At 59.4% G+C, this 24,844-nt stretch carries 18 protein-coding genes and 1 pseudogene; all 19 read left to right on the plus strand.

Translation table 11 applies throughout. From position 1 onward, the window contains the following. Nucleotides 1–201 precede the first annotated feature (201 nt). The 19 genes and pseudogenes from paaN to PHT20_RS00625 all read left to right on the plus strand — a co-directional run bounded on the left by paaN (nucleotide 202) and on the right by PHT20_RS00625 (nucleotide 24,838). Nucleotides 202–1,869 carry a phenylacetic acid degradation protein PaaN gene (gene paaN / locus PHT20_RS00535; protein WP_301018964.1) on the plus strand — a complete coding sequence of 556 codons (1,668 nt, stop codon included), beginning with the start codon at nucleotides 202–204 and terminating at the stop codon, nucleotides 1,867–1,869. A 9-nt stretch (nucleotides 1,870–1,878) separates the two neighbouring features. Continuing rightward, a complete protein-coding gene (gene paaG / locus PHT20_RS00540) occupies nucleotides 1,879–2,670 on the plus strand; it encodes a 2-(1,2-epoxy-1,2-dihydrophenyl)acetyl-CoA isomerase PaaG (RefSeq protein WP_301018965.1) in 792 nt (263 codons plus the stop codon). A 6-nt stretch (nucleotides 2,671–2,676) separates the two neighbouring features. After that, nucleotides 2,677–4,200 carry a 3-hydroxyacyl-CoA dehydrogenase PaaH gene (paaH, locus tag PHT20_RS00545; RefSeq protein WP_301018966.1) on the plus strand — a complete coding sequence of 508 codons (1,524 nt, stop codon included), beginning with the start codon at nucleotides 2,677–2,679 and terminating at the stop codon, nucleotides 4,198–4,200. Next, nucleotides 4,197–4,661 carry a hydroxyphenylacetyl-CoA thioesterase PaaI gene (gene paaI / locus PHT20_RS00550; RefSeq protein ID WP_301018967.1) on the plus strand — a complete coding sequence of 155 codons (465 nt, stop codon included), beginning with the start codon at nucleotides 4,197–4,199 and terminating at the stop codon, nucleotides 4,659–4,661. The genes paaH and paaI overlap by 4 nt, the downstream gene beginning before the upstream one ends. 59 nt (nucleotides 4,662–4,720) lie before the next feature. Then, nucleotides 4,721–6,046, plus strand: coding sequence for a phenylacetate--CoA ligase PaaK (paaK, locus tag PHT20_RS00555; protein ID WP_301018968.1), 1,326 nt, complete (start codon nucleotides 4,721–4,723; stop codon nucleotides 6,044–6,046). A gap of 106 nt (nucleotides 6,047–6,152) precedes the next feature. Next, nucleotides 6,153–7,358 (plus strand): 3-oxoadipyl-CoA thiolase, encoded by a 1,206-nt coding sequence (gene pcaF / locus PHT20_RS00560; protein ID WP_301018969.1) that lies wholly within the window; start codon nucleotides 6,153–6,155, stop codon nucleotides 7,356–7,358. A 46-nt stretch (nucleotides 7,359–7,404) separates the two neighbouring features. Next, entirely contained in the window at nucleotides 7,405–8,550 is a 1,146-nt protein-coding gene (locus tag PHT20_RS00565; protein WP_301018970.1) for an ABC transporter substrate-binding protein, read from the plus strand. An 84-nt stretch (nucleotides 8,551–8,634) separates the two neighbouring features. Further along, nucleotides 8,635–9,420 (plus strand): enoyl-CoA hydratase/isomerase family protein, encoded by a 786-nt coding sequence (locus PHT20_RS00570; protein WP_301018971.1) that lies wholly within the window; start codon nucleotides 8,635–8,637, stop codon nucleotides 9,418–9,420. Nucleotides 9,421–9,447: 27 nt separating this feature from the next. After that, on the plus strand, nucleotides 9,448–10,464 hold the full coding sequence (gene paaA / locus PHT20_RS00575) for a 1,2-phenylacetyl-CoA epoxidase subunit PaaA (protein ID WP_301018972.1): 1,017 nt from the start codon (nucleotides 9,448–9,450) through the stop codon (nucleotides 10,462–10,464). Continuing rightward, the gene (gene paaB / locus PHT20_RS00580; protein ID WP_301018973.1) at nucleotides 10,461–10,787 is read left to right on the plus strand and encodes a 1,2-phenylacetyl-CoA epoxidase subunit PaaB; all 327 of its coding nucleotides are present in this window, start codon (nucleotides 10,461–10,463) and stop codon (nucleotides 10,785–10,787) included. Before paaA ends, paaB begins: the two co-directional genes overlap by 4 nt. Continuing rightward, nucleotides 10,787–11,575, plus strand: a complete 789-nt coding sequence (paaC, locus tag PHT20_RS00585; RefSeq protein ID WP_301018974.1) for a 1,2-phenylacetyl-CoA epoxidase subunit PaaC — start codon at nucleotides 10,787–10,789, stop codon at nucleotides 11,573–11,575. The genes paaB and paaC overlap by 1 nt, the downstream gene beginning before the upstream one ends. Nucleotides 11,576–11,605: 30 nt before the next feature. Continuing rightward, the gene (gene paaD / locus PHT20_RS00590; protein ID WP_301018975.1) at nucleotides 11,606–12,199 is read left to right on the plus strand and encodes a 1,2-phenylacetyl-CoA epoxidase subunit PaaD; all 594 of its coding nucleotides are present in this window, start codon (nucleotides 11,606–11,608) and stop codon (nucleotides 12,197–12,199) included. Between the two features lie 6 nt (nucleotides 12,200–12,205). Further along, nucleotides 12,206–13,312 carry a 1,2-phenylacetyl-CoA epoxidase subunit PaaE gene (gene paaE / locus PHT20_RS00595; RefSeq protein ID WP_301018976.1) on the plus strand — a complete coding sequence of 369 codons (1,107 nt, stop codon included), beginning with the start codon at nucleotides 12,206–12,208 and terminating at the stop codon, nucleotides 13,310–13,312. Continuing rightward, complete coding sequence (gene maiA, locus PHT20_RS00600; RefSeq protein ID WP_301018977.1) at nucleotides 13,309–13,947, plus strand: maleylacetoacetate isomerase; 639 nt, start codon at nucleotides 13,309–13,311, stop codon at nucleotides 13,945–13,947. The genes paaE and maiA overlap by 4 nt, the downstream gene beginning before the upstream one ends. A gap of 71 nt (nucleotides 13,948–14,018) precedes the next feature. Next, nucleotides 14,019–15,671 (plus strand): thiamine pyrophosphate-dependent enzyme, encoded by a 1,653-nt coding sequence (locus PHT20_RS00605; protein ID WP_301018978.1) that lies wholly within the window; start codon nucleotides 14,019–14,021, stop codon nucleotides 15,669–15,671. Next, a complete protein-coding gene (locus PHT20_RS00610) occupies nucleotides 15,668–16,447 on the plus strand; it encodes an indolepyruvate oxidoreductase subunit beta (RefSeq protein ID WP_301018979.1) in 780 nt (259 codons plus the stop codon). Before PHT20_RS00605 ends, PHT20_RS00610 begins: the two co-directional genes overlap by 4 nt. Nucleotides 16,448–16,539: 92 nt before the next feature. After that, nucleotides 16,540–17,888 (plus strand): annotated as a pseudogene (locus tag PHT20_RS00615) (ISKra4 family transposase). Between the two features lie 336 nt (nucleotides 17,889–18,224). Then, on the plus strand, nucleotides 18,225–20,540 hold the full coding sequence (rpoD, locus tag PHT20_RS00620; protein ID WP_301018980.1) for an RNA polymerase sigma factor RpoD: 2,316 nt from the start codon (nucleotides 18,225–18,227) through the stop codon (nucleotides 20,538–20,540). Nucleotides 20,541–20,797: 257 nt separating this feature from the next. After that, on the plus strand, nucleotides 20,798–24,838 hold the full coding sequence (locus PHT20_RS00625) for an LAGLIDADG family homing endonuclease (RefSeq protein WP_301018981.1): 4,041 nt from the start codon (nucleotides 20,798–20,800) through the stop codon (nucleotides 24,836–24,838). The last annotated feature ends 6 nt before the right edge of the window (nucleotides 24,839–24,844 follow it).

Raw genomic sequence — 24,844 nt, forward strand, 5'->3', positions numbered from 1 at the left:
TCAATCCCTATCTTGTGAGCGCCAGCCATGGTTAATTTTTTAGCTTTTGTAACCCACCATTGCCAAGCCAAACCTCAACCAAATCCAAATTAATTGGAATCTGACCCCCATTAATTTATAACATTTGAGCCTCTAGCCCTTATACAACAAGCTCAAGCAGCTATCTTTTTTACTAATTTGATCAAGACACAAAGGCCCCCCATGACCCACCCACTTTTCGAAAAACACCGCGCCAAACTCGAATCAGCGTTAGATGCCATCCACACCCGTGGCTACTGGGCCGCCTACAACGAGATGCCCAGCCCCAAGACCTATGGCGAAACCGCTGCGGACGACGGCAAAAAAGCCTTTGAAGCGCACCTCGGCCAGCAGTTTGACCTGCAGCAGCCCGGCAGCACCGGCTGGCAAGGCGGTGAAAACTCGCCCTATGGCGTGGAGTTGAACGTGCAGTACCCGGTGTGCGACATCGAGGCGCTGATTGCGGCGGGCCAGGCCGCCATGACCGGCTGGCAAGCCGCCGGAGTAGAGGGCCGCACGGGGCTGTGCATCGAGATGCTGGACCGCCTGAACGCACAAAGCTTCGAGATCGGCCACGCGGTGATGATGACCACCGGCCAGGGCTGGATGATGGCGTTTCAGGCCGGCAGCCCGCACGCGCAAGACCGTGGCCTGGAAACCGTGACCTACGCCTACCGCGAGCAAAGTTTTGTACCGGCTGAGGCCACCTGGGAAAAGCCGCAGGGCAAAAACCCGCCGCTGGTGATGAAGAAACATTTTCAGATCGTCGGCCGCGGTGTGGCCGTGGTGGTGGGGTGTGGCACTTTCCCCACCTGGAACACTTACCCGGGAATGTTTGCCGCGCTGGCCACTGGCAACGCGGTGATTGTCAAACCGCACCCCAATGCGATTCTGCCCGCAGCCATCACCGTGCGCACCCTTCGTGCGGTATTGGCCGAGCACGGCATCGACCCCAACCTGGTCACCTTGTGCGTGCCGAACCAGCCCGAAACCACGCAAGCACTGGTGACCCACCCGGCGGTCAAGTCGGTGGACTTCACCGGGGGCAATGTGTTTGGCCAGTGGCTCATTGACCACTGCCGCCAGGCGCAGGTGTATGCCGAACTGGCTGGCATCAACAACGTGGTGATCGACTCCACCGACGCGTACAAACCCATGCTGCGCAACCTGGCGTTCACCCTGTCGCTGTATTCCGGCCAGATGTGCACCACCTCGCAGGCGCTGTTGGTACCTGCGGGCGGCATTGACACCGAAGACGGCCACAAGAGTTATGACGAGGTGTGTGCGGACTTGGCGCGTGCCATTGAAGGCTTTCTGGCCAAGCCCGAAGTGGCTTGTGCCGTGCTGGGCGCGGTGCAGTCGGCCGACACGCTGGCGCGTATTGCGCTGGCAGAGGGTGGCTCCTTGGGCCGCGTGCTGCTGGCTTCCAAAAAGCTCGACAACCCCGATTTCCCCAAGGCACAAGTGCGCACGCCGGTGCTGCTGGCCTGCGATGCAGCAGACGAATCTGCTTACCTGGAAGAGCGTTTTGGCCCAATCACCTTTGTCGTGAAAGTAGCCGACACCGCCGCTGCCATTGCTTTGTCGGAGCGCGTCATTGCCACCCACGGCGCACTCACCGCCGGTATTTACTCCACCCGCCCGGAAGTCATTGAAGCCATGACGGCGGCCACCTGGCGCGCCAAAGTGGCGCTGTCCATCAATCTGACCGGTGCGGTGTTTGTCAACCAGTCGGCCGCGTTCTCGGATTACCACGGCACTGGCGGCAACCCGGCGGCCAACGCCTCGTATTCGGACTCGGCTTTTGTGGCCAACCGTTTCCGCGTGGTGCAGCGCCGTTATCACGTCTAAGGCCGCACCATGACCTACCAGAACATTCGTTTTGAAGCCCAAGACGGCATCGCCCGCCTGACGCTGAATCGCCCCGACAAACTCAACAGTTTTACCGGCGCCATGCACGCTGAATTGCGCAGCGCGCTTGATGTGGTGCAAACCGACAAAAGCATCCGTGTGCTGGTCATCACCGGTGCGGGCCGCGGCTTTTGCGCCGGGCAAGACCTGGCCGACCCCGACATGACGGTGGGCCATTTGCAGCCCGATATTGGTGCCGTGGTGGAGCAACATTACAAGCCATTGATTCTGGCACTGCAAAACCTGCGGGTGCCCACGGTAGCAGCGGTCAATGGCGTCGCTGCTGGTGCAGGTTGCAGCCTGGCGCTGGCCTGTGACCTGGTGATTGCTGCCAAATCGGCCTCGTTTTTGCAGGCCTTCAGCAAAATCGGCCTGATTCCCGACACCGGTGGCACCTGGTTTTTGCCACAGCGCGTGGGCATGGCCCGCGCTCTTGGGTTGGCGATGCTGGCCGACAAATTGCCTGCCGAAAAAGCCGAAGCATGGGGCCTGATCTGGCAGGCCGTGGACGACGCCGAGCTCACCTCCACCGTGAACCAGCTGGCCGCGCAGTTGGCGCAGATGCCGACCCGCGCGCTGGTCGCCACCCGGCTGGCCATGCACGCGGCACCCAACCACACGCTGGAACAACAACTCGGTTTTGAAGCCGGTTTCATGCGCGAGCTGGGCTGGCGCGACGACTTCAAGGAAGGCGTGGCCGCTTTCCAGCAAAAGCGCGCGCCCAAATTCACCGGTAACTGAACCGCCATGACACAAGCGCTTTCAACCCAAGCCGTGGTCGCTGTCATTGGCGCGGGCGCCATGGGGGCCGGTATTGCCCAGGTGGCGGCCACCGCCGGGCACACCGTCAAGCTGCTCGACAACCGCCCTGGCGCTGCGGTTCAAGCGATTGACGGCATTTGCGCCCAGTTTGAAAAATTGGCGGCCAAAGGCAAGCTCACATTGGAGGCGGCTCAGGCGGCAGGCGCGCGCCTGCAGGCGGCCGAACAAGTGGCTGACCTGGCTGATGCGGCCCTGGTGGTGGAAGCCATTGTGGAAAATTTGCAGGTCAAGCAAACGCTGTTCAAAGAGCTGGAAGCCGTGGTGTCTGAGGCCTGCATTCTGGCCAGCAACACCTCGTCGATTTCCATCACCGCCATTGGCGCGGCGCTGAAACACCCACAACGCCTGGCAGGGCTGCACTTTTTCAACCCAGCCCCGCTGATGGCGCTGGTCGAGGTGGTGTCCGGCCTGGCGACCGAGCGGGACGTGGCCAACACCTTGTTTGCCACGGCTGCCGCCTGGGGCAAAACCCCGGTGCACGCCAAGTCCACGCCCGGTTTCATCGTCAACCGTGTCGCGCGCCCGTATTACGCCGAAGCCTTGCGCGTGTTGACCGAGGGCGGGGCCGATTGCGCCACGCTCGATGCGTGTTGCCGCGAGGCCGGTGGCTTTCGCATGGGGCCGTTTGAGCTGATGGACATGATTGGCCATGACGTCAATTTTGCCGTGACCAACTCGGTCTGGCGCGCGTTTTTCAATGACCCACGCTTTTTGCCCTCATTGGTGCAACAAGAGATGGTCGATGCCGGTTTTCTGGGCAAAAAATCGGGCCGGGGTTTTTACAACTACCAGGACGGCGCCAGCAAACCGCTGCCCGACAGCGTGCCAGCGCAAGACCTGCCCCATGACATCGTGGTGTATGGGCCATCTGCCGCGGCCCGTGCGCTGGCAACGCGCTTGCAAACCCACAACGTCAGCTTCACCCAAGCGCAGGCGATGGGCGACGCGCTGGCCACTGCGGGCGGCGCCACCCTGCGCGTGACCGATGGCCGCAGCGCCACCCGCTGCGCCTTTGACACCCACACGCCCAACACCGTGCTGATCGATTTGGCGCTGGACTATGCCAAAGCCACCCGGCTGGCCGTGAGTGTGGCCGCCCAATGCGACAGCGCGGCCGCCCACAGCGCCATGGGTCTGCTGCAAGCAGCAGGGTTTGCCGTGTCGCAGCTGCAAGACATCCCCGGCCTGATCGTCATGCGCACGGTGGCCATGCTGGCCAATGAGGCAGCGGATGCCGTCAACCAGGGCGTGTGTGACGCAGCCGCGGTGGACACCGCCATGCGCCTGGGTGTCAATTACCCGTGTGGCCCGCTGGCCTGGGCCAACGCCATGGGTTTGCCACAAGTCAGCACCGTGCTGGCTCATCTGGCGCAAACCTATGGCGAAGACCGCTACCGCACCTCGCCCCTGATTCAACAGCAACTTTATGCCGCAAAGGTGTTTTCATGACCGATTCATACGCCAACCCGCAAGCACTGGCTGATGCCGTGACCCAGGCCATGTGGTCGCGCGACCATGCTGCCCAAGGCCTGGCCCTGCAAATGCTCAGCGTCAAACCGGGCTACGCTCTGTTGGCCATGTCAGTGCGTGGCGACATGGTCAACGGGCACGGCATTTGTCACGGCGGTTTCATGTTCGCCCTGGCCGACACAGCCTTTGCCTACGCCTGCAACAGCTACAACCAGAACACCGTGGCCTCAAGTTGCAACATCGACTTTCTGGCACCCGCACGCGAAGGCGATGTGCTGGAAGCCGAAGCGGTGGAGCGCTCGCTGTCGGGCCGCACCGGTGTCTATGACATCACGGTGCGCACCCGCAGCGGCAAAACCATTGCCTTGTTTCGCGGGAAAAGCTACCGTATCAAAGGCGAGGTGATTGCCGGCTTTGAACAAGCCGATGCCAGCGCCTGAGCTGCCGCCACGCGGCACCCGATTCACATCACAACACATCCAAACCCGAGGAGACTGACATGACCGCCAAACACCCCCAGCCCGGTGAACTCGACCCCATTGAAACCGCCAGCCGCGACGAAATCAGCGCCTTGCAACTGCAGCGCCTGAAGTGGTCACTGCAACACGCCTACGACAACGTGCCGTTTCACAAGGCCGCTTTTGATGCCAAGGGGGTGCACCCGAGCGACCTGAAAACCCTGGCCGACCTGGCCCGGTTTCCGTTCATGACCAAAACCGCCCTGCGCGACCACTACCCGTTTGGCCTGTTTGCCGTGCCGCAAAACAAGGTGGCGCGGCTGCATGCCTCCAGCGGCACCACCGGCAAATCCATTGTGGTCGGCTACACGCTCAAAGACATTGACAACTGGGCCAACCTGGTGGCGCGCTCGATTCGCGCCGCCGGTGGCCGCGCCGGCGACATGTTGCACAACGCCTACGGCTACGGCATGTTCACCGGCGGCCTGGGCGCGCACTACGGCGCCGAGCGGCTGGGTTGCACGGTGGTGCCGATGTCGGGTGGCCAGACTGAAAAGCAGGTTCAGCAGATCATTGACTTCCAGCCGCAAATCATCATGGTCACACCCAGTTATTCGCTGGTGATTGCCGAAGAGTTTGAGCGCCAAGGCATCACGCCGGAGCAGATTTCACTGAAGATCGGCATCTTCGGCGCGGAGCCCTGGGGCGAGGGCATGCGCGCTGAAATCGAACGCAAACTGGGGCTGGATGCCATCGACATCTACGGCTTGACCGAGGTCATGGGCCCAGGCGTGGCGTGTGAGTGTATCGAGTCCAAAGACGGCCCGGTGATCTGGGAAGACCATTTCTACCCCGAAGTCATCAACCCGGAAACCGGCGAAGTGGTGGCCGATGGCGAAGACGGCGAACTGGTGTTCACGTCCCTCACCAAAGAGGCTTTCCCGGTGATTCGTTACCGCACCCGCGACCTGACGCGCCTGCTGCCGCCCACCTCACGGGCGTTCCGGCGCATGGGCAAGATCACCGGGCGCAGTGACGACATGCTGATCGTGCGTGGTGTGAATGTGTTTCCGACGCAAATCGAAGAACAAATATTGCGCGACAAGCGGCTCTCAGGCAATTACCAGATTCAGCTCAGCCGCGACGGCCACCTGGACAACGTGGAAGTGCGTTGTGAGCTGCAACGCGAAGCGGCGGCACAGCTGTCCCCGGCGGATGTGGCGCTGGTTGCCAGAGAGCTGCAACACCACATCAAAACCATCATCGGCATCACCACCAAGGTCAGCGTGCTACCCCCTGAGGCGATACCGCGCACGCTGGTAGGCAAAGCGCGCCGGGTGATTGACGAGCGGCCCAAACAGCTGTGAGCCTCCTTACCACAGTTTTATAAGCCTTTTAGTGCTCTAGCCCTTATGAAATAAGCGTGAGTAGCTATTATTTTTGATTAACAGGACGTGACTTGTCACGCAACGTATGACCGAAGCCTTTATTTGCGATGCCATTCGCACCCCGATTGGCCGCTACGGCGGTGCGCTGGCCAGTGTGCGCGCCGACGACCTGGCCGCCATCCCGCTCAAAGCCCTGATGGCGCGCAACCCCCAGGTCAACTGGGCCAGCGTGGACGACATCATCTATGGCTGTGCCAACCAGGCCGGTGAAGACAACCGCAACGTGGCGCGCATGGCGGGCTTGTTGGCGGGCCTGCCGGTAGAAGTGCCGGGCACCACCGTGAACCGGCTCTGTGGCTCATCGATGGATGCCGTGGGCATGGCGGCACGCGCCATCAAGTCGGGTGAGACCGATTTGATGATTGTCGGTGGTGTGGAAAGCATGTCGCGTGCGCCCTTTGTCATGGCCAAGGCCGAGTCGGCCTGGTCGCGCAGTGCCGCCATGTTTGACACCACCATTGGCTGGCGCTTTCCCAACCCGCTGATGAAGCAGCTGTACGACACGCACTCCATGCCGCAAACAGCCGACAACGTGGCCGCCGACTTTCACATCTCGCGCGCCGACCAGGATGCCTTTGCGCTGCGCTCGCAGCAGCGCTGGGCGGCTGCCCACGCGGCCGGGCGCTTTGCTGATGAGCTGGTGCCGGTGCACATCGCGCGCAAAAAAGCTGACCCGCTGGTGGTGGACACCGACGAACACCCCCGCCCCGAAACCACGCTGGCCATGCTGGCCAAGCTCAAGGGGGTCAACGGCCCCGAGCTAAGCGTGACGGCCGGCAACTCCTCCGGCGTGAACGATGGTGCCTGCGCGCTGTTGCTGGCCAACGAAGCCACTGCCCGCGCCAACGGATTGACCCCGCGCGCCCGCATTGTGGCCATGGCAGCCGCTGGCGTGGCCCCGCGCATCATGGGGTTTGGCCCGGCCCCGGCCGTGCGCAAGGTGCTGGCCAAAGCAGGTTTGACGCTGGCGCAGATGGACGTGATTGAACTCAATGAAGCCTTTGCCGCGCAAAGTTTGGCGGTCTTGCGTGACCTCGGTTTGCGGGACGACGAGGAAAAAGTCAACCCCAATGGCGGCGCCATTGCCATGGGTCATCCTTTGGGCATGAGCGGTGGCCGTTTGGTGACCACCGCCATGGTTGAACTGGCACGGCGTGGCGGGCGTTATGCGCTTTGCACGATGTGTATTGGTGTGGGGCAAGGCATTGCCCTGGTGATAGAGCGCGTGTGATCCGGCAACGGAATGAAAATTTTTTAACCCTGTAGGAGACAAAACCATGAAATTCAAACTGAAACAACTCGCTGTGGGTGCCGCTTTGGCGGTGGGCACATTGGCCGCCATGGCCGCTGACACGATCAAAATCGGCTCGGTGCTGTCGGTCACCGGCCCGGCGGCATTTTTGGGTGACCCAGAGCTGAAAACCCTGCAGATGTACGTGGAAGACATCAACAAAAAAGGCGGCGTGATTGGCCGTCAGCTGGAACTGGTGCATTACGACGACGGCAGTGACGCCAGCAAAGCCAACGGTTTTGGCAAACGCCTGATTGACGACGACAAGGTCGACATCATCGTCGGCGGCACCACCACCGGCGCCACCATGTCGATGGCGCCGCTGGTTGAAAAAGCCGGTGTGCCCTTTATCTCGCTGGCCGGTGCCGTGGTGATTGTGGAGCCGGTGAAAAAATGGATTTTCAAAACCCCCCACACCGACCGCATGGCGGCTGAAAAAGTGTTTGAAGACATGAAAAAACATGGCATCACCAAAGTGGCGCTGTTTTCCGAGACCAGTGGTTTTGGCCAGTCCGGCAAAAAGGAAACCATGGGTGTGGCTTCCAAGTACGGCATTGACCTGGTAGCCAACGAAACCTATGGCCCCAAGGACACCGACATGAGCCCGCAACTGACCAAAATCCGCAACACCGCTGGCGTGCAAGCCGTGTTCATTTTTGGCCTGGGCCAGGGCCCGGCGATTGCCACCAAAGGCTACAAACAATTGGGCATGACATTGCCGCTGTACCACGCCCACGGTGTCGCCTCTGAAGAGTTCATCAAGCTGTCTGGCCCAGCAGCCGAGGGGGTGCGCCTGCCCGCTGCGGCGTTGCTGGTGGCTGACAAACTGGCCGCCAACGACCCGCAAAAGCCCGTGGCCCAAGGCTACGCCAATGCCTTCAAAGCAAAGTGGAAAACCGATGTCTCCACTTTTGGTGGCCATGCCTATGACGGCCTGATGCTGGCCGTGGATGCCATCAAACGCGCCGGCAGCACCGACAAGGCCAAGGTGCGCGATGCGATTGAAGCCACCAAGGGTTTTGTCGGCACTGGCGGCTTGGTCAACATGTCGGCCACCGACCACATGGGTCTGGATTTGTCGGCCTTCAAGATGCTGGAAATCAAGGGCGGCGACTGGACGCTGGCCAAGTAAGGGCGACAGGTACAAGCCAACGCCCCATGCGTTGGCTTGCCGTTGCCACCCCGGTCGCCAGCCATCACACTCCTGAAAAAAATCATGTTTGACACCCTTGCCATTGAACGACACCACAAGGTCGCCACGATCTGGATGAACCGCCCGGAAGTGCTCAACGCCTTCAACGAGCAGCTCATTGACGACCTGCAACAAGCCTGCCTGCAGCTCGACGCTGACACCCGCGTGCGCGTGGTGGTGCTGGCTGGACGCGGCAAACATTTTTCAGCCGGGGCCGACCTGAACTGGATGCGTCGCGCGGCTCAGGGCAGTGAGGCTGACAACCTGGCCGACGCGCGTCGCTTTGCCAGGATGCTGCGCACGCTCTCAGGCATGCGCAAACCGACCATTGCCCGCATTCAAGGCGCGGCCTTGGGTGGCGGCACCGGGCTGGCCGCCGCCTGCGACATGGCAGTGGCAAGCGTTGATGCGGTGTTTTCCACCTCAGAGGTCAAGTTCGGCATCATTCCGGCGGTGATCAGCCCCTATGTGCTGCGCGCCATCGGGCCACGTCACGCGTTGCGCTACTTTCAGAGTGCCGAGCGCATCTCGGCAGAGCGCGCGCTGGCCATTGGCCTGATCAACGAGGTGGCGCCGCAGGAGGGGCTCGATGCCGTGTTGGCCAGCTTGATTGAGCCGCTGCTGGCCGGTGCGCCGTCTGCGCAAACGGCAGCCAAGGAACTGATTGCCGCCGTGCAAGGTCAGCCCATTGACGATGTCATCACCGAGGCCACCGCCCAGCGCATTGCGGCGCAGCGCGCCACCGCTGAAGGGCGCGACGGCGTGGCCGCGTTTCTGGACAAGCGCCCACCAGCGTGGCTGGCCAATTAGTTATGTTTAACCCAAGGAGTCACACTTATGTACACGCAATCGTTCAACGTGCAGGAGACCCCCGGCCAGAAAAAAGCGGCCAAACCGGCGGCCCTGGAAAACCCCGAGTTTCAGGCGCGTTTTGATGCCAAGGTGTCTGCCGACGGCAAAATTGAGCCGCAAGACTGGATGCCCGAGGCCTACCGCAAAACCCTGCTGCGCCAGATCAGCCAGCACGCCCACAGCGAAATTGTCGGCATGCTGCCCGAGGGCAACTGGATCAGCCGCGCCCCCAGCCTCAAGCGCAAGGCGATCCTGATTGCCAAGGTGCAAGACGAAGGCGGTCACGGCCTGTACCTGTACAGCGCCGCCGAAACCCTGGGCCAGGGGCGCGACCAGATGCTGGCCGACCTGCACAGCGGCAAAGCCAAATACAGCTCCATCTTCAACTACCCCACGCTCAACTGGGCTGACGTGGGTGTGGTGGGCTGGCTGGTGGATGGCGCGGCCATCATGAACCAGATTCCGCTGTGCCGCTGCAGCTTTGGTCCCTACGCCCGCGCCATGATCCGGGTCTGCAAAGAAGAGTCTTTTCATCAGCGCCAGGGCTATGAGGCGCTGCTGGTGATGATGCAAGGCACGGCCGCGCAAAAAGCCATGGTGCAAGATGCCGTGAACCGCTTCTGGTGGAAGTGCCTGGCCATGTTTGGCCCACCCGATGCCGACAGCCCGCACAGCGCCCAGGCCATGCACTGGGGCATCAAACGCATCAGCAACGACGACCTGCGGCAGAAGTTCATCGACGCCACCGTGCCACAAGCCCAAGTGCTGGGTGTGACCCTGCCCGACCCTGATTTGAAATGGAACGAAGCGCGCCAGCACTTTGACTACGGCCAGATTGACTGGGACGAGTTTTGGAGCACCGTCAACGGCAACGGCCCGTGCAACCGCGAGCGCCTGGCGACCCGCGTCAAAGCCCACAACGATGGCCAATGGGTGCGCGATGCCGCCCTGGCGCACGCCCGCAAACACCAACCCACCCCCCAACACAAGGAAGCAGCATGAGCACCCCAACCCCTCAAACCAAAGAAGTCGGCGCACCGGCGCTCAAAGACTGGCCGCTCTGGGAAGTTTTTGTGCGCAGCAAACAAGGTCTGGAGCACAAACACTGCGGCAGCCTGCACGCCAGCGACGCACAACACGCCCTGCAAATGGCACGCGATGTCTACACCCGCCGCCAGGAAGGCGTGAGCATCTGGGTGGTGCCGAGCAAAAACATCACGGCAAGTGCACCCGAAGACAAAGATTCGATGTTTGAGCCAGCCGCCGACAAGATCTACCGCCACCCCACTTTTTATGACATTCCTGACGAAGTGGGGCACATGTGATGGCCGCCTATTTTCAAGACTACCTGCTGCACCTGGCCGACAACGCGCTCATTCTGGGCCAGCGCAACGCCCAATGGTGCGGCCACGGCCCGGTGCTGGAAGAAGACCTGGCGCTGGCCAACAACAGTCTGGATCTGATCGGCCAGGCCCGCCTGCTGTACCAGCATGTGGCCACCGTGCGCAAAGACGGCAAGACCAGCGAAGACCTGCTGGCCTATTTCCGCGATGTGCCGGATTTCAAAAACTACACCCTGCTGGAGCTGCCGCACAGCACCGCGCTGGCTCCCACGGCCAGTGGCGAGCGTGATTACGCGGTGACGATTGGGCGCAACTTTTTGTATAGCGCGCTGATGGTGCTGGTGTGGGACGGCTTGAGGGCCTCCAGCGACGCACAGCTGGCCGCGATTGCATCCAAGTCGCTCAAGGAAGCCCAATACCACCTGCGCCACGCCCACGACTGGCTGCTGCGCCTGGGCGACGGCACCGACACGTCACACGCCAAAATGCAGGCCGCCATTGACCACTTGATGCCCTACACGCAGGAGTTCTGGACACCCAGCGCCATGGAATCTGCGGTGGCGAAAAGTGGCCAAGGGGTTGATGTGCAGCCACTTCAAGACCCATGGAACGCGCTGGTAGACGACGCGCTGGCAGTGGCCACGCTCAAGCGCCCGGCGGCCGGGGGCTTTGTCTCCACCGGCAAGAGCGGCGTGCACTCCGAGCACCTGGGTTTTGTGCTGGCCGAGATGCAAAGCCTGGCCCGGGCGCACCCGGAAGCGGTCTGGTAGGCCGTCTGAAAAAGACTTCTGGAAAGTGCCATGTCAACCCCTACCACCCCGAACCAGCTGGCGGCTTTGAACGTCTTGCCGGATGGCCCAATCGCCCAAAAACAGCCATCAGAACCGTTTTACGCCGTCTGGCAGCTGCTGGAGTCGGTCACCGACCCCGAGATTCCGGTCGTCAACCTGCGCGAGATGGGCATCTTGCGCGCCGTGCGCCAGACCGCCAGCGGGCTTGAAGTGGTGATCACCCCCACCTACAGCGGCTGCCCGGCCATGAGCCAGATGCACGACGATGTGGTGAATGCCCTGGCCAAAGCCGGCATGGCGGCACGGGTGCTGACACAGATTGCGCCCGCTTGGTCCACCGACTGGATGACAGCGCAGGGGCGCGAGAAGTTGCGCAGCTACGGCATTGCCCCGCCACATGCCAGCCGCTGCGGCGAGTCGAATGCCAACGTCATCCAGTTTGCTTCCAAAAACAGAGCTTCCAGCGCACATTTGGCGGTGCTTTGCCCGCAATGCGGCTCACAAAATACAACCGAGACCTCGCACTTTGGTTCGACCGCCTGCAAAGCGTTGTACCGCTGCCTGGACTGCCTGGAACCCTTTGATTACTTCAAACCATATTGAGCCATCATGTCCAAATCTCCCCGTTTTCACGACCTGCGCGTGTCACGCGTCAGCCCCGAGGCCGCTGGCTCGGTGGCCATTGCCCTGAGCGTGCCCGATGACCTGTTGGGTAGCTATGACTTCCAGCCCGGTCAATACCTGACGTTGCGCAGCAAGATTGACGGCGCCGACGTGCGCCGCAGTTATTCCATCTGCTGCACGCACAGCCATCTCAAGCAACAGCATGAGCTGGTGGTGGGCATCCGCCCGATGGAAGGTGGCGTGTTCTCCAACTGGGCGGCCACACAACTCAAAGCCGGTGACACGCTGGCAGTGATGCCGCCCGATGGCCGCTTTGTGTCAAAACGTCCACGCGCCTTGCACCGCGTGGGGTTTGCCGCGGGTTCGGGCATCACGCCCATTTTGTCGATCATGGCCAGCACACTGGAAGACCAGCCAGAGGCCAAATTCACCCTGGTCTACGGCAACCGCAGCATGGCCAGCGTGATGTTCAATGAGGCGCTGCAAGACCTGAAAGACCGCTTTGCCGACCGCCTGACCCTGATTCACATCCTGTCGCGCCAGGCGCAAGAGGTGGACCTGTTGCAAGGCCGCATTGACGCCGACAAGGTACGCGCCCTCATCGCCACCCTGCTGCCCGTGGCCAGCATGGACGAGGTGTTCATTTGCGGCCCGGAGGCGATGATTGAGGTCACTGAAAAGGCGTTGCTGGAGGCCGGTGTGCCCGCCAAACAGGTGCACACCGAGCGCTTCACCTCGCCGGTGCTCGAAACCCTGACCCCCGAAGCCCGTCAGGCGGCGCTGGCCAGCCACATGAAGCTGCCCGCTGGTGGCCAGGTGGCGCTCACGGTGGTGCTGGACGGCAAGGCACACGCGCTCAAAATGAACCCCGATGAACATGTGCTGGACGCAGCCATGGCTGCCGGGCTTGACCTGCCTTTTTCATGCAAGGGAGGGGTCTGCGCCACCTGCCGCTGCAAGGTCATGGACGGCAGCGTGAGCATGGACAAAAACTACGGTCTGGAGCCCTGGGAAACTGAAAAAGGCTTTGTGCTGAGCTGCCAGTCGCGCCCGACCAGCGAAAGCGTCACCGTGAGTTTTGACGAGCGGTGAAGGTTTACAACTACTTTCGCAGCGGTACCTCGCACCGCCTGCGCATCGTGCTTAACCTCAAGGGCCTGGATTGGGACTATGTGGCGGTTGATTTGCGCGCTGAAGCCCACTTTGACCCGGCCTTCAAAGCACTGAACCCGCAAGGTTTTGTCCCCACGTTGATCGAGGGTGACCTGGTGCTGACGCAGTCGCCGGCCATCATCGAGTGGCTGGAGGAACGCTACCCGACACCACCGCTGCTGCCTGTGGATGCGAATGACCGCGCCCGTGTGCGCGCCCTGGCCGCCGTGGTGGGCTGTGACATCCACCCGCTGAACAACCGCCGCGTGCTGGAATACCTTCGCCACCAGCTCCATGGCGACGAGGCGGCGGTGCTGGCTTGGTGCGGCTGCTGGATCAACGCTGGTTTTGAAGCACTGGAACAGCTGCTGGCGGCAGACCCGAAGCGCGGCAGCTTCTGCTTTGGTGGCCAGCCTGGCCTGGCCGATGCCTACCTAGTGGCCCAGGTGGAAAGCGCCCGGCGCTTCCAGGTCGACCTGGCGCCTTACCCTTTCATTTGTGCAGTCGACCAGACCTGCGCCAATCTGCAAGCTTTTGTCCAAGCGGCACCAAAAAACCAGCCCGATGCCCTCTGACTTGTACCTATTGCGTCAGCATTGGCAATTTAAAATTTCTCTTTCAACCAAGTTTGTTGAACAGGAAACCTATGTCTGAACTGATTTTGCTGGGCGATGAAGCGGTGGCTCGTGGTGCCATAGATGCGGGTTTGAGCGCTGCCTTTGCCTACCCTGGCACGCCATCCACCGAGATTTACCAAGCCATTGAGGACTATGCCAAAAAGCACGGACATCATGTGCGCGGTATGTGGTCTACAAATGAGAAAGTTGCGCTGGAAGAAGGTGTTGGGGTCTCATATGCCGGACGCCGCGCCATGGTTTCCATGAAACACGTGGGGCTGAATGTGGCGGCAGACCCGTTCATGAACGTTGCAGTGTCCGGTGCACACGGTGGTTTGGTGGTGGTGGTGGCAGATGACCCTGGCATGCACAGCTCACAGAACGAACAGGATTCGCGTTTTTTTGCCGACTTCGCCATGGTGCCCTGCTTTGAACCAGCCGACCAACAGCAATGCTATGACATGACACGAGAGGCTTTTGAGGTGTCTGAAACCCACCAGGTGCCAGTCTTGCTGCGCTTGGTCACCAGGCTGGCACACAGCCGCTCGCGGGTCAAACTGGCGGCACAGCGGGCTCAAAATGTGGCGCATTTTGTCGATGATCCACGCCGCTTTATCCTGCTGCCTGGCAACGCGCGCAAGGCTTATGCCAGCTTGATTGACAAGCAAACCGCCTTGCAGGCCTATGGTGAATCCTCTGCCATCAACCCGCTGACTTTGCGGGGTGACAAGTGCCCTGGTATCTTGGTCAGCGGTTTGGCCTGGAACTACCTGCAAGAGGCACTGGGCACAGGGCTTGAGCAGTACAACCTGTTGCGCATAGGTTTTTACCCGCTGCCTATCAAAAAAATCCGTCAATTGCTTGATGCCTCCAGCGAAATCTTTGTGGTGGAAGAGGGTTACCCCTTTATTGAGCGTTATGTCAGCGCGCTGGGACTGATGACCGATCGCCCTATTCGTGGCAAGCTGACCGGCCACTTGCCGCGCATGGGTGAACTGTCTCAAGATGACATCAAACGTTGCTTTGGATTGCCCATCAACCCTTCGCTCAAAATTGCAGGTCTCGAAGACGTGCTGGTAGGACGGCCACCGAGTCTGTGCGACAAATGCCCGCACACCGACTCTTACTTGGCCATCAATGAAGTGATTGCCGAGTTCAATCCAGATGCCCGGGTAATGGGCGACATTGGCTGCTACACCTTGGGCGCCATGGGGCCGTTGCAGGGCATTCATTCCTGCCTGTGCATGGGCGCCTCCATCGGCATGGCCATTGGTGTGGTGCACGCCGGCATCAGCCCGGCACTGTGTGTGATTGGCGATGGCACATTCACCCATTCGGGCATGACGGCGCTACTCGATGCAGCGCGTGACAACACCAATATCAAGGTGTTCATTCTGGACAACAGCATCATTGCCATGACCGGCGGCCAACCTACTGCCGCCACCGATGAGGAAGTGGTTGACCTGGTGGCCGGGCTGGGCGTGCCACGTGCGCACATTCGCATTGTGGTGCCGTCACCGCACAAAAAACAACACACCACCGAGACCATCCGCCAAGAGCTGGCCTACGTCGGCCTGTCGGTGATCGTTGCGCGGCGTGCCTGCGTGACATATGCCAAAGAAGTCAAGCTGCAGAAGGAAAACCGAGCGAACAAACACACCATTGAGGTGGTCAGCGTATGAACTTCGATCTGGTGGTCTGTGGTGTGGGCGGGCAAGGTGTTTTGACCATGGCTGGCGTGATCGACCACGCCGTGCATGAAGCAGGCTTGCAACTCAAACAGTCTGAAGTGCATGGCATGGCGCAGCGCGGAGGCGCTGTGTCAGCCTTTGTACGACTCTCAGATCACGCTGTAGCCAGTGACCTGATCGCTCAAGGTTGCGCGCAAATGATTTTGTCAGTGGAGCCCATGGAAGCCTTGCGCTACACGCCTTTGCTGAGGCCAGACGGCTGGATCGTGACCGACATCACCCCCATGCTCAATGTAGACAACTACCCGTCATTGCCAGATTTGTACAAAGTGCTGTTTTCTGCGCCACGCCTGGTGGCACTGGATGCGGCGCGCTTGGCACACAAAGCCGGCAGCATCAAGGTGCAAAACACCGTCATGCTGGGCGCTGCTGCCATGCACCTGCCGCTGCCTGGTGAGTTCTTTGAAAACCAGTTGCGCCATTTGTTTGGACGCAAAGGTGATCGCATCGTCACAGCCAACCTGAACGCGTTTCGCATGGGCGATGCCGCCAGTCGGTTTGCGGCTGCGCTGCTGCAAGCGGGGGTCGCCTCAGAAGTCGTGTCGCGTGCGGTCGCTCGGCTGGCGTTTGAGCCCAAACCTGTTGCCACCGAGCTCGTGGCGCGATGGCATCAGCGCCTCATGCAGCCTGATGCTGCGGCCATAGCAGCCAAAATTTTTGCAGCAGAAGAAGCCTACACGCCCGATGCCGTGACCCAAGGCTTGTAAGCGCACAGCGGCAGCACGCTGCACAAGGCGGGTGTGATTCAAACTGATGTGGAGTTATTCTCGCCCCATCCATGCAGCAAAGGAGCCCAGACATGACTGAACCATTGATGAGTGATGCGGAATTGGTAAGAAGACTGGGCGCCCATCCTGATTTGCGAAGTCGAATGGAATCCTTGCTGCTGGCGGTCGAAGACGAGACAGGAGAACTCCAGACGGCCGATGCAGCGGAAATGCGAGTCATTGAGGTCATACGACGCACTGGGCACGATGCACTGCAAGCTTGGGCCAAACACCAAGTAGAAAAGACTTCCCAAAAGTCCAAACAAACCGCTGGCGTATGGCGCGAGGGTAAAAAAAACTCTGCTGGCACACCACCTTTGGCGACATCAGCGTTGACGAACCCCAATACCGTGACGGCACCAAAAGAATCCGTCCGTTTGCGCAAAGCGCCCAAGTCAGCAACCGCGGCTGCTCACGCCCGCTACAGCGCGTAGTGACAGACTTTGGTGCTGACCAACCCTTTGCCCAAGCGATGGACAAAATCGTCGAACACTACGGCATTGTGGTCAGTGAAAGCACCATCGCCCGCATCACCGAGGGCCATGCCAAGGCGATCTTTGAGAGCGCCCCACCAGCGCAGGGCTGGCCAACGAGGGCGGGCACCAGCAGCCCCATCATTGTCGAAACTGACGCTGGCATGGTGCCCATCATGGAACCCAACGCCAACAGTGCAGACAAACGCAAAGGCAAAAATCTGCACTGGGAAGAGGCAAAAATATGTCTTGCACACCCACAGGGCAGCAAGACGCTGGCATTTGGCGGCACGCTCCAGGGTGATGTTGACAGAGCTGGACAATGCCTTTTCGATTGTGCAGTGCAAGCCGGATTTGGCCTAGGTACGCCCATTCATGGGGTGGGTGATGGCGCACCCTGGATAGCCGATCAGGTGGAGAAAAAATTTGGTGCGCAAGGCAGTTACCTGGTCGATTTCTTCCATGCGTGCGACTACCTCAGTGCCGCTTGTAAAGGCATCCATAAGGCAGAGCTGGAACAGCAAATCTGGATGAACGACCAAACAGCCCTACTTAAAACGAATCAGGCAGGCAAAGTATTGCAAGAGCTGCAATCGCATCTTGAATCACCACAGCTCAACGACAGCGAAGCCCCGGTAAGACAGTGCCACCGCTATCTCAACAACAGACTCGAGCAACTCAATTACAGGGATGCCATCAAGCGCGAATTACCAATTGGTTCAGGAGAAATTGAGAGCGCCCACCGCTATATTGTTCAGCAACGCATGAAACGCCCAGGCGCTTGGTGGCGAGTGCACAACGCCGAACATATGCTGGCCTTGCGGCTCAATCGGGCAAACCATCAGTGGCACAGCTATTGGCAAAAAATTTCAAGCAGCGTAGATGATCAAATCACTACATCAGTTTGAATCGCACCCGCACAAGGATGTGTATTGCCAGTTTTTATAGACAAAAGGTATAATCCGCGTTTTTCGTCTCAGACAAGAGCGACAGCAGCACCTCCGGGCTCGTGCCAACCGATGACCACTCCACATCTGGCCAACCTACCGCAAGGACTGCACTCCAAATGTTCGCCCATCCATCTTGTCAGACAAGGTATCCCCAAGTTTTCTCTTGGCCCCCGCCCAACACTGATTTAATTTGATTGACAACGCTGAAGGTTTTTGCGTTGCTTCAAAAAATTGAGCGTTTGACGGTGTCTGAGTGTGCGTTTGATTGTTGTTTCCCTGTTTGAAGGTATCACCATGGCCACCACCCAGCCCAAAAAACCAGCCACACCCAAAGCACCATCCGGCGCCACCAAAAAGACGATCAGTATCGCCATTGAACCGAAAGCCGCACCTGTGACCACTGCCAAAACCAAAACCAAAGTCAAACCCGTTCCCGAAGAAATCAAAGTTGACGCAGAACTTGCTGCGCCAGTTGAAAAGAAAAAACCTGCCAAAGCAAAAGCCGCAGCCAAACCGGCAGCTGGTGCCAAACGTGGCCCCAAAGCCAAGGCCAAAAAGGAAGACGCTGACGACTTGGACATGTCTGACATTGAAGACGATTTAGTCGGCGAGCCAGAGCCAGAAGCGGCTGCCGCCACCGAAGTCACGGCTGAAAAGGTCAAACCTTTGCGCATGAAAATCAGCAAGGCCAAAGAACGCGCCTTGATGAAAGAGTTTGGTCTGGACGAGACAATCTTGTCTGAAGAAGACTTGAACAAACGCCGCTTGAGCCTGAAGGCGCTGATCAAGCTGGGTAAAACCCGCGGCTACTTGACCCACGGTGAGATTTCCGATCACCTGCCCGACAAGCTGGTCGATGCTGAAACCATGGAAGTGGTGGTGTCAATGCTCAACGACATGGGTGTGGCCGTTTACGAGCACACCCCCGATGCCGAAACCCTGTTGCTCAACCAAAATGGCCCCACCGCAGCCACTGAGGAAGAGGCTGAAGAAGAAGCTGAAGCTGCGCTGTCCACCGTTGACAGCGAATTTGGCCGCACCACCGACCCCGTGCGCATGTACATGCGTGAAATGGGTACCGTGGAGTTGCTGACCCGCGAAGGCGAAATTGAGATCGCCAAGCGCATTGAAGGTGGCCTGATGGCCATGATGGAAGCCATTTCAGCCTCTCCCGCCACCATTGCCGAAGTGCTGCAACTGGGTGAAGACATTCGCAGTGACAAAGTAGTCATCACCACCATTGTGGACGGCTTTACCAACCCCAATGAAGCCGATGACTACGTGGCTGAAGAAGACTTTGACGAATTCGATGCCGACGACGATGATGATGGCAATGGCGGCTCCAAAGCGCTGACCAAAAAACTCGAAGAGCTGAAAAAAGAGGCCATGAACCGCTTTGACCGCTTGCGCGAATACTTCGAGAAAATCCACAAAATTCATGAAAAAGAAGGTTATGGCACACCAGCCTATGTCAAAACCCAGCGTGCTTTGTCTGATGAGTTGATATCGATCCGCTTCACGGCCAAAACCATTGAAAAGCTGTGCGACATGGTGCGCCACCAAGTCGATGATGTGCGTAAAAAAGAACGTGAACTGCGCCGCATCATTGTGGACAAATGCGGTTACCCGCAGGCGCAGTTCATTGCAGAATTCAGTGGCCGTGACAAGCACCACAACAAAGTTCCAAGCCATTTGATTGACCTGCACTGGATTGAAAAGCAAGCGGCCGCGGGCAAAACCTGGAGTGCAGCCATGGGGCGGCACATTCCCCCGGTACAAGAGTTGCAACAGCGCTTGCTTGAATTGCAAACCAAAGTGGTGGTGCCGCTTGATCACCTCAAAGACATCAATAAACGCATGAACGAAGGCGAATACGCTTCACGCTCTGCCAAGAAAGAGATGATCGAGGCCAACTTGCGCTTGGTGATCTCGATTGCCAAAAAATACACCAACCGTGGTTTGCAGTTCCTTGACTTGATTCAGGAAGGCAACATTGGTTTGATGAAAGCGGTGGACAAATTTGAATACCGTCGCGGCTACAAATTCAGTACCTACGCCACGTGGTGGATTCGCCAGGCCATTACCCGCAGCATTGCTGACCAGGCGCGCACCATCCGCATCCCGGTGCACATGATTGAGACCATCAACAAGATGAACCGCATCAGCCGTCAGCACTTGCAAGAATTTGGCTACGAGCCAGATGCCTCCGTGCTGGCTGAGCGCATGGAAATTGCTGAAGACAAAATCCGCAAGATCATGAAAATTGCCAAGGAACCCATTTCGATGGAAACCCCGATTGGTGACGACGACGACAGCCACCTGGGCGACTTCATTGAAGACGGACACAACACCGCCCCCATGGAAGCTGCCATGCAAGCCGGTCTGCGTGATGTGGTGAAAGACATCCTTGACAGCCTGACCCCGCGCGAGGCCAAGGTGCTGCGCATGCGCTTTGGCATTGAGATGACCAACGACCACACGCTTGAAGAAGTGGGCAAACAGTTTGACGTGACCCGTGAACGCATCCGCCAAATCGAGGCCAAGGCGCTGCGCAAACTCAAACACCCCAGCCGCTCGGACAAACTGCGCAGCTTTACAGACAATTTGTAAGCAACTCAAGCTTGATACAAAAAGCGCCTTGAGCCCTTGTCAATAGGGCGCAAGGCGCTATTTTTTTGCGCTTGAACGGGTTCTTATTTTGAAAATCCAAGACACTCTCACAAACACTACATTTAGTTACGCTTGACAAATTATTGACTACCTATAGTGTTTTTTCTAAAAAAATATTCATTTATTTGCGTTGAATCAACCCCAATTCTGCAAGCGCAGGGCTACCATTGCGGCTGTTTTTTCATCAGAAAGATGCCATGTCTCACACCAGCTCCGCAGCCACTTCCGCTACCTTGCTCCCCCAACCCATCAGCGAAGAAGTGCTGATTGAAAAATACAGCAAAGGCGCTGAAAAAACCGTCTCAGACGTGAACCAACGGGTCGCGCGTGCCTTGGCCAAGGTGGAAGCACCTGAGCAACAAGCCCAGTGGGAAGCCAAATTTTTAACCGCTCTGGAAGCTGGTTTTTTACCAGCGGGTCGCATCCAGTCGGCCGCCGGCACTGACCTGGCCGCCACCCTGATCAACTGTTTTGTACAACCCGTAGGCGACTCCATTGCCCATGTGGAAGATGGCCACCCTGGCATTTACACCGCCTTGACCGAAGCCGCTGAAACCATGCGCCGTGGCGGTGGTGTGGGTTACGACTTCTCGCGCATTCGCCCGCGCGGCGCCTGGGTAGGCAGCACCCAAAGCAGTGCCTCTGGCCCGGTCAGTTACATGCGCGTGTTTGACCGCAGTTGCGAAACGGTTGAGTCCGCTGGTGCCCGCCGCGGCGCCCAAATGGGTGTGCTGCGCTGCGATCACCCCGACATTGAAGAATTCATTCACGCCAAAGACAAGGGCGACCTGAAAAACTTCAACATCTCGGTGGGTGTATCCGACGAATTCATGACCGCCGTGCTGGCCGATGCCGACTTTTGCCTGGTGCACAAAGCCGAGCCCGGCGAAGCGCAAAAAGCAGCGGGGGCCTACCTCGACCCCGACAAAGGCTTGTGGATTTACCGCAAGCTCAAAGCCCAAGCACTGTGGGATCAAATCATGCGCAGCACCTACGACCATGCCGAGCCCGGCGTGTTGTTTCTTGACCAGATGAACCGCGACAACAACCTGGCCTACTGCGAAACCATTGCCAGCACCAACCCTTGTGTCACCGCAGACACCTGGGTGACCACCACCCAAGGTGCACGACAAGTACAAGAACTCATTGGCCAACGCTTTACCGCAGTGGTTGACGGCCAAGCCTACCCCACCGTGTCTGAAGGTTTTTTTGCGACTGGCCGCAAACGCGTGTTGCAACTCAATACCCAGCAAGGCCACACACTCAAGCTGACTGCCAACCACCTGGTGCGCAAAGTCTGCAAAAAAACCCGCTACGTGACCGAATCCGAATGGGTGGAAGCTGGCCTGCTGCAACCAGGCGACGAACTGGTGCTGCACAACCATGTGCCATTGCAAGGGTGGGAGGGCAACTGCACCCAAGACGAAGGCTATTTGATGGGTTTACTCATTGGCGACGGCACCCTGAAAGAAGACAAAGCAGTGCTCTCGGTCTGGGCACCAGAACTCAAAATGGTGGCTGGCGGCGCACCATTGGCCAATGGCACCCACAGCGCTCAAGGCATCATGGATGCCGCTGAAGCGGCCATTCGCACCCTGCCCCATCGTGCAGATTTTTGCGGCTGGCAGCGCCCCATCGCTGCGCGTGGCGAGGTTCGCATGGCTTCAGGTGCGCTCAAACACCTGGCCCACCGCTTGGGCATGACGCCACAGCGCAAGACCATCACCGCAGAGATGGAACGGGCATCGTCAGATTTTTATCTGGGCCTGCTGCGCGGTTTGTTTGACGCCGACGGCTCGGTGCAGGGCCAGCAAGACAAAGGGGTGAGCGTGCGGCTGACCCAATCCGATGTATCACTGCTTGGCACCGTGCAAAGAATGCTGCTCAGATTGGGCGTGGCATCCAGCATTTACCAAAATCGCCACCCGGCTGGCCCGAGAAATCTGCCGGACGGCAAGGGCAACAGCGCCAGCTACGCGTGCCAAGCCACACACGAGCTGGTCATCAGCGGCGACAACCTGTGCCGTTTTGCAGACACCATTGGCTTCAACGACACCGCAAAAGCAGTGAGGCTAGACACACTGCTACAAAGCTACCGCCGCGAACTCAACCGCGAGCGCTTCACCGCCACCGTCGCAACCCTCACCGACATCGGCGAAGAAGAGGTGTATGACGTGACGGTACAAGACGTTCACGCCTTCGATGCCAATGGCCTGTATGTACACAACTGTGCGGAGCAGCCGCTGCCCCCCTACGGCTGCTGCTGCCTGGGCTCGATTGACCTGACGCGCTTCATCACAGCTCCTTTTTCAGAGTCTGCTGCATTTGACGGCGAAGCCTTTGCCAAAGTGGCGCGCACAGCGGTGCGCATGCTCGACAACGTGCTCGATGCCAGCGTTTGGCCGCTGCCGCAGCAACAAGCCGAAGCCGCCTCAAAGCGCCGCGTGGGCTTGGGTTTTACCGGCTTGGGCGATGCCCTGGTGATGCTGGGTCTGCGCTACGACACCCAGGCCGCGCGCGACCAAGCGCGCCAGATTTCAGAGTTGATGCGCGACACCGCCTACGCCGCCTCTTGCGACCTGGCCAAAGAGCGCGGCGCATTTCCACTGTTCAATGCCGACCTGTTTTTCAGCGGGCAAAACTTTGCCTCACGCTTGCCTAACAAACTGCGCACCCACATTCGCCAGCATGGCCTGCGTAACTCGCACCTGCTCTCAATTGCCCCCACCGGCACCATCAGCCTGGCCTTTGCCGATAACGCCAGCAACGGCATCGAGCCTGCATTCAGCTGGACTTACAACCGCAAAAAGCGCATGGCAGACGGCAGTTTCAAAGAATATGCGGTTGAAGACCACGCCTGGCGCTTGTACCGGCACCTCAAAGGTGCCGACGCGCCGTTGACCGACGCCTTTGTCTCAGCCCTTGAAATGAGCGCCCAGGCGCATGCCGACATGGTGGCTGCAGTGGCGCCGTTCATTGACACGGCCATCTCGAAAACCGTGAATGTGCCAGCCGACTACCCCTATGAAGACTTTCAGGGGCTCTACACCCAAGCCTGGCAAGCGGGCCTGAAAGGCCTGGCCACCTACCGCCCCAACAGCGTGCTGGGCTCGGTGCTGAGTGTTGCCCCCACCACCACGCCCGCCAAACCGCTTGAAATTGAAGGCACCAACCACCGCCTCAAACTCGACCGCTTGCCGGCGGCCGTGCTCTCAAGCCTGCGCTGGCCGGGGCGCCCCACCCTGCCTGGCGGCAACAGCGCCTGGACGTTCATGGTGCACCACCCATTTGGCGACTTTGCGCTATTTATTGGAGAGCTACCTGCGCAAGACGGATGCGGTCTGCAGCCGTTTGAGGTGTGGGTCAACGGGGCTGAGCAACCACGCGGCCTGGGTGCCATGGCGAAAACCTTGTCGATGGACTTGCGCGCCAACGACCCCGCCTGGCTGGCCTTGAAGCTCGATGCCTTGACCACCGTCACCGAAGAGCACCCGTTTGAGATGCCGTTCCCACCCCATGGCGAAAAGCGCCCGTTCCCCGGTGTGGTAGCCGCCACCGCTGCGGTGATTCGCTGGCGCTGCGAGCAACTCGCCGCGCTGTCTGGCAAAAAAGCAACCGACATCGCCAACACCCTGACCCCGGTGCTGGATGCCATGTTCAGCCGCAACGAGCCCATCACCGGCCCGTCTGGCACGCTGGCCTGGGCGGTGGATGTGGACAACCCCGCCACGGGTGAAGCCTTCACCGTGACGCTGAAAGAGGTGAATCTGCCCGCGCCCGACGGCAGCATGGTCACACGACCCTGCGCGGTGGGCTTTAGCGGCAACTACCCCAAAGCCATGGATGGTCTGGCGCGACTGCTCAGCCTGGACATGCGCGTGATCGACCCCGCCTGGATTGGCATGAAGCTGCGCAAGCTGCTGAATTACGCCGAGCCACTGGGCCACTTCATGGCCTTTGTGCCTGGCCTGCCGCACGGTGAAAAGCGTCAGCAAACCTGGCCATCGACCGTGGCCTACATTGCCCGCCTGATCATTCACCGCTACGCCATGCTGGGCATCTTGAACGAGGCCGGTTACCCGCTGCGCGACATGGGCGTGCTAGACACCCCGCAAGCACAAGCCAACAGCAAAACCATGGCCGGGAAAACCTGCCCAGAGTGCGGCAACCCCACCGTGATCCATAAAGACGGCTGCGACTTTTGCACCGCCTGCGGCTATGTGGGGCAATGCGGTTGAGGTAAC

Source organism: Rhodoferax sp., from assembly GCF_028715765.1.
GTDB lineage: Bacteria > Pseudomonadota > Gammaproteobacteria > Burkholderiales > Burkholderiaceae_C > Rhodoferax.

Excerpts from the sequence above, each read along its gene's own strand:
- paaH (WP_301018966.1), top strand. The coding sequence starts at position 2,677 with ATGACACAAGCGCTTTCAACCCAAGCCGTGGTCGCTGTCATTGGCGCG.
- PHT20_RS00570 (WP_301018971.1), top strand. The coding sequence starts at position 8,635 with ATGTTTGACACCCTTGCCATTGAACGACACCACAAGGTCGCCACGATC.
- PHT20_RS00625 (WP_301018981.1), top strand. The coding sequence starts at position 20,798 with ATGTCTCACACCAGCTCCGCAGCCACTTCCGCTACCTTGCTCCCCCAA.
- PHT20_RS00565 (WP_301018970.1), top strand. The coding sequence starts at position 7,405 with ATGAAATTCAAACTGAAACAACTCGCTGTGGGTGCCGCTTTGGCGGTG.
- paaE (WP_301018976.1), top strand. The coding sequence starts at position 12,206 with ATGTCCAAATCTCCCCGTTTTCACGACCTGCGCGTGTCACGCGTCAGC.
- paaD (WP_301018975.1), top strand. The coding sequence starts at position 11,606 with ATGTCAACCCCTACCACCCCGAACCAGCTGGCGGCTTTGAACGTCTTG.
- paaB (WP_301018973.1), top strand. The coding sequence starts at position 10,461 with ATGAGCACCCCAACCCCTCAAACCAAAGAAGTCGGCGCACCGGCGCTC.
- PHT20_RS00610 (WP_301018979.1), top strand. The coding sequence starts at position 15,668 with ATGAACTTCGATCTGGTGGTCTGTGGTGTGGGCGGGCAAGGTGTTTTG.
- paaG (WP_301018965.1), top strand. The coding sequence starts at position 1,879 with ATGACCTACCAGAACATTCGTTTTGAAGCCCAAGACGGCATCGCCCGC.
- paaN (WP_301018964.1), top strand. The coding sequence starts at position 202 with ATGACCCACCCACTTTTCGAAAAACACCGCGCCAAACTCGAATCAGCG.
- paaI (WP_301018967.1), top strand. The coding sequence starts at position 4,197 with ATGACCGATTCATACGCCAACCCGCAAGCACTGGCTGATGCCGTGACC.
- PHT20_RS00605 (WP_301018978.1), top strand. The coding sequence starts at position 14,019 with ATGTCTGAACTGATTTTGCTGGGCGATGAAGCGGTGGCTCGTGGTGCC.
- paaA (WP_301018972.1), top strand. The coding sequence starts at position 9,448 with ATGTACACGCAATCGTTCAACGTGCAGGAGACCCCCGGCCAGAAAAAA.
- paaK (WP_301018968.1), top strand. The coding sequence starts at position 4,721 with ATGACCGCCAAACACCCCCAGCCCGGTGAACTCGACCCCATTGAAACC.
- pcaF (WP_301018969.1), top strand. The coding sequence starts at position 6,153 with ATGACCGAAGCCTTTATTTGCGATGCCATTCGCACCCCGATTGGCCGC.
- rpoD (WP_301018980.1), top strand. The coding sequence starts at position 18,225 with ATGGCCACCACCCAGCCCAAAAAACCAGCCACACCCAAAGCACCATCC.
- paaC (WP_301018974.1), top strand. The coding sequence starts at position 10,787 with ATGGCCGCCTATTTTCAAGACTACCTGCTGCACCTGGCCGACAACGCG.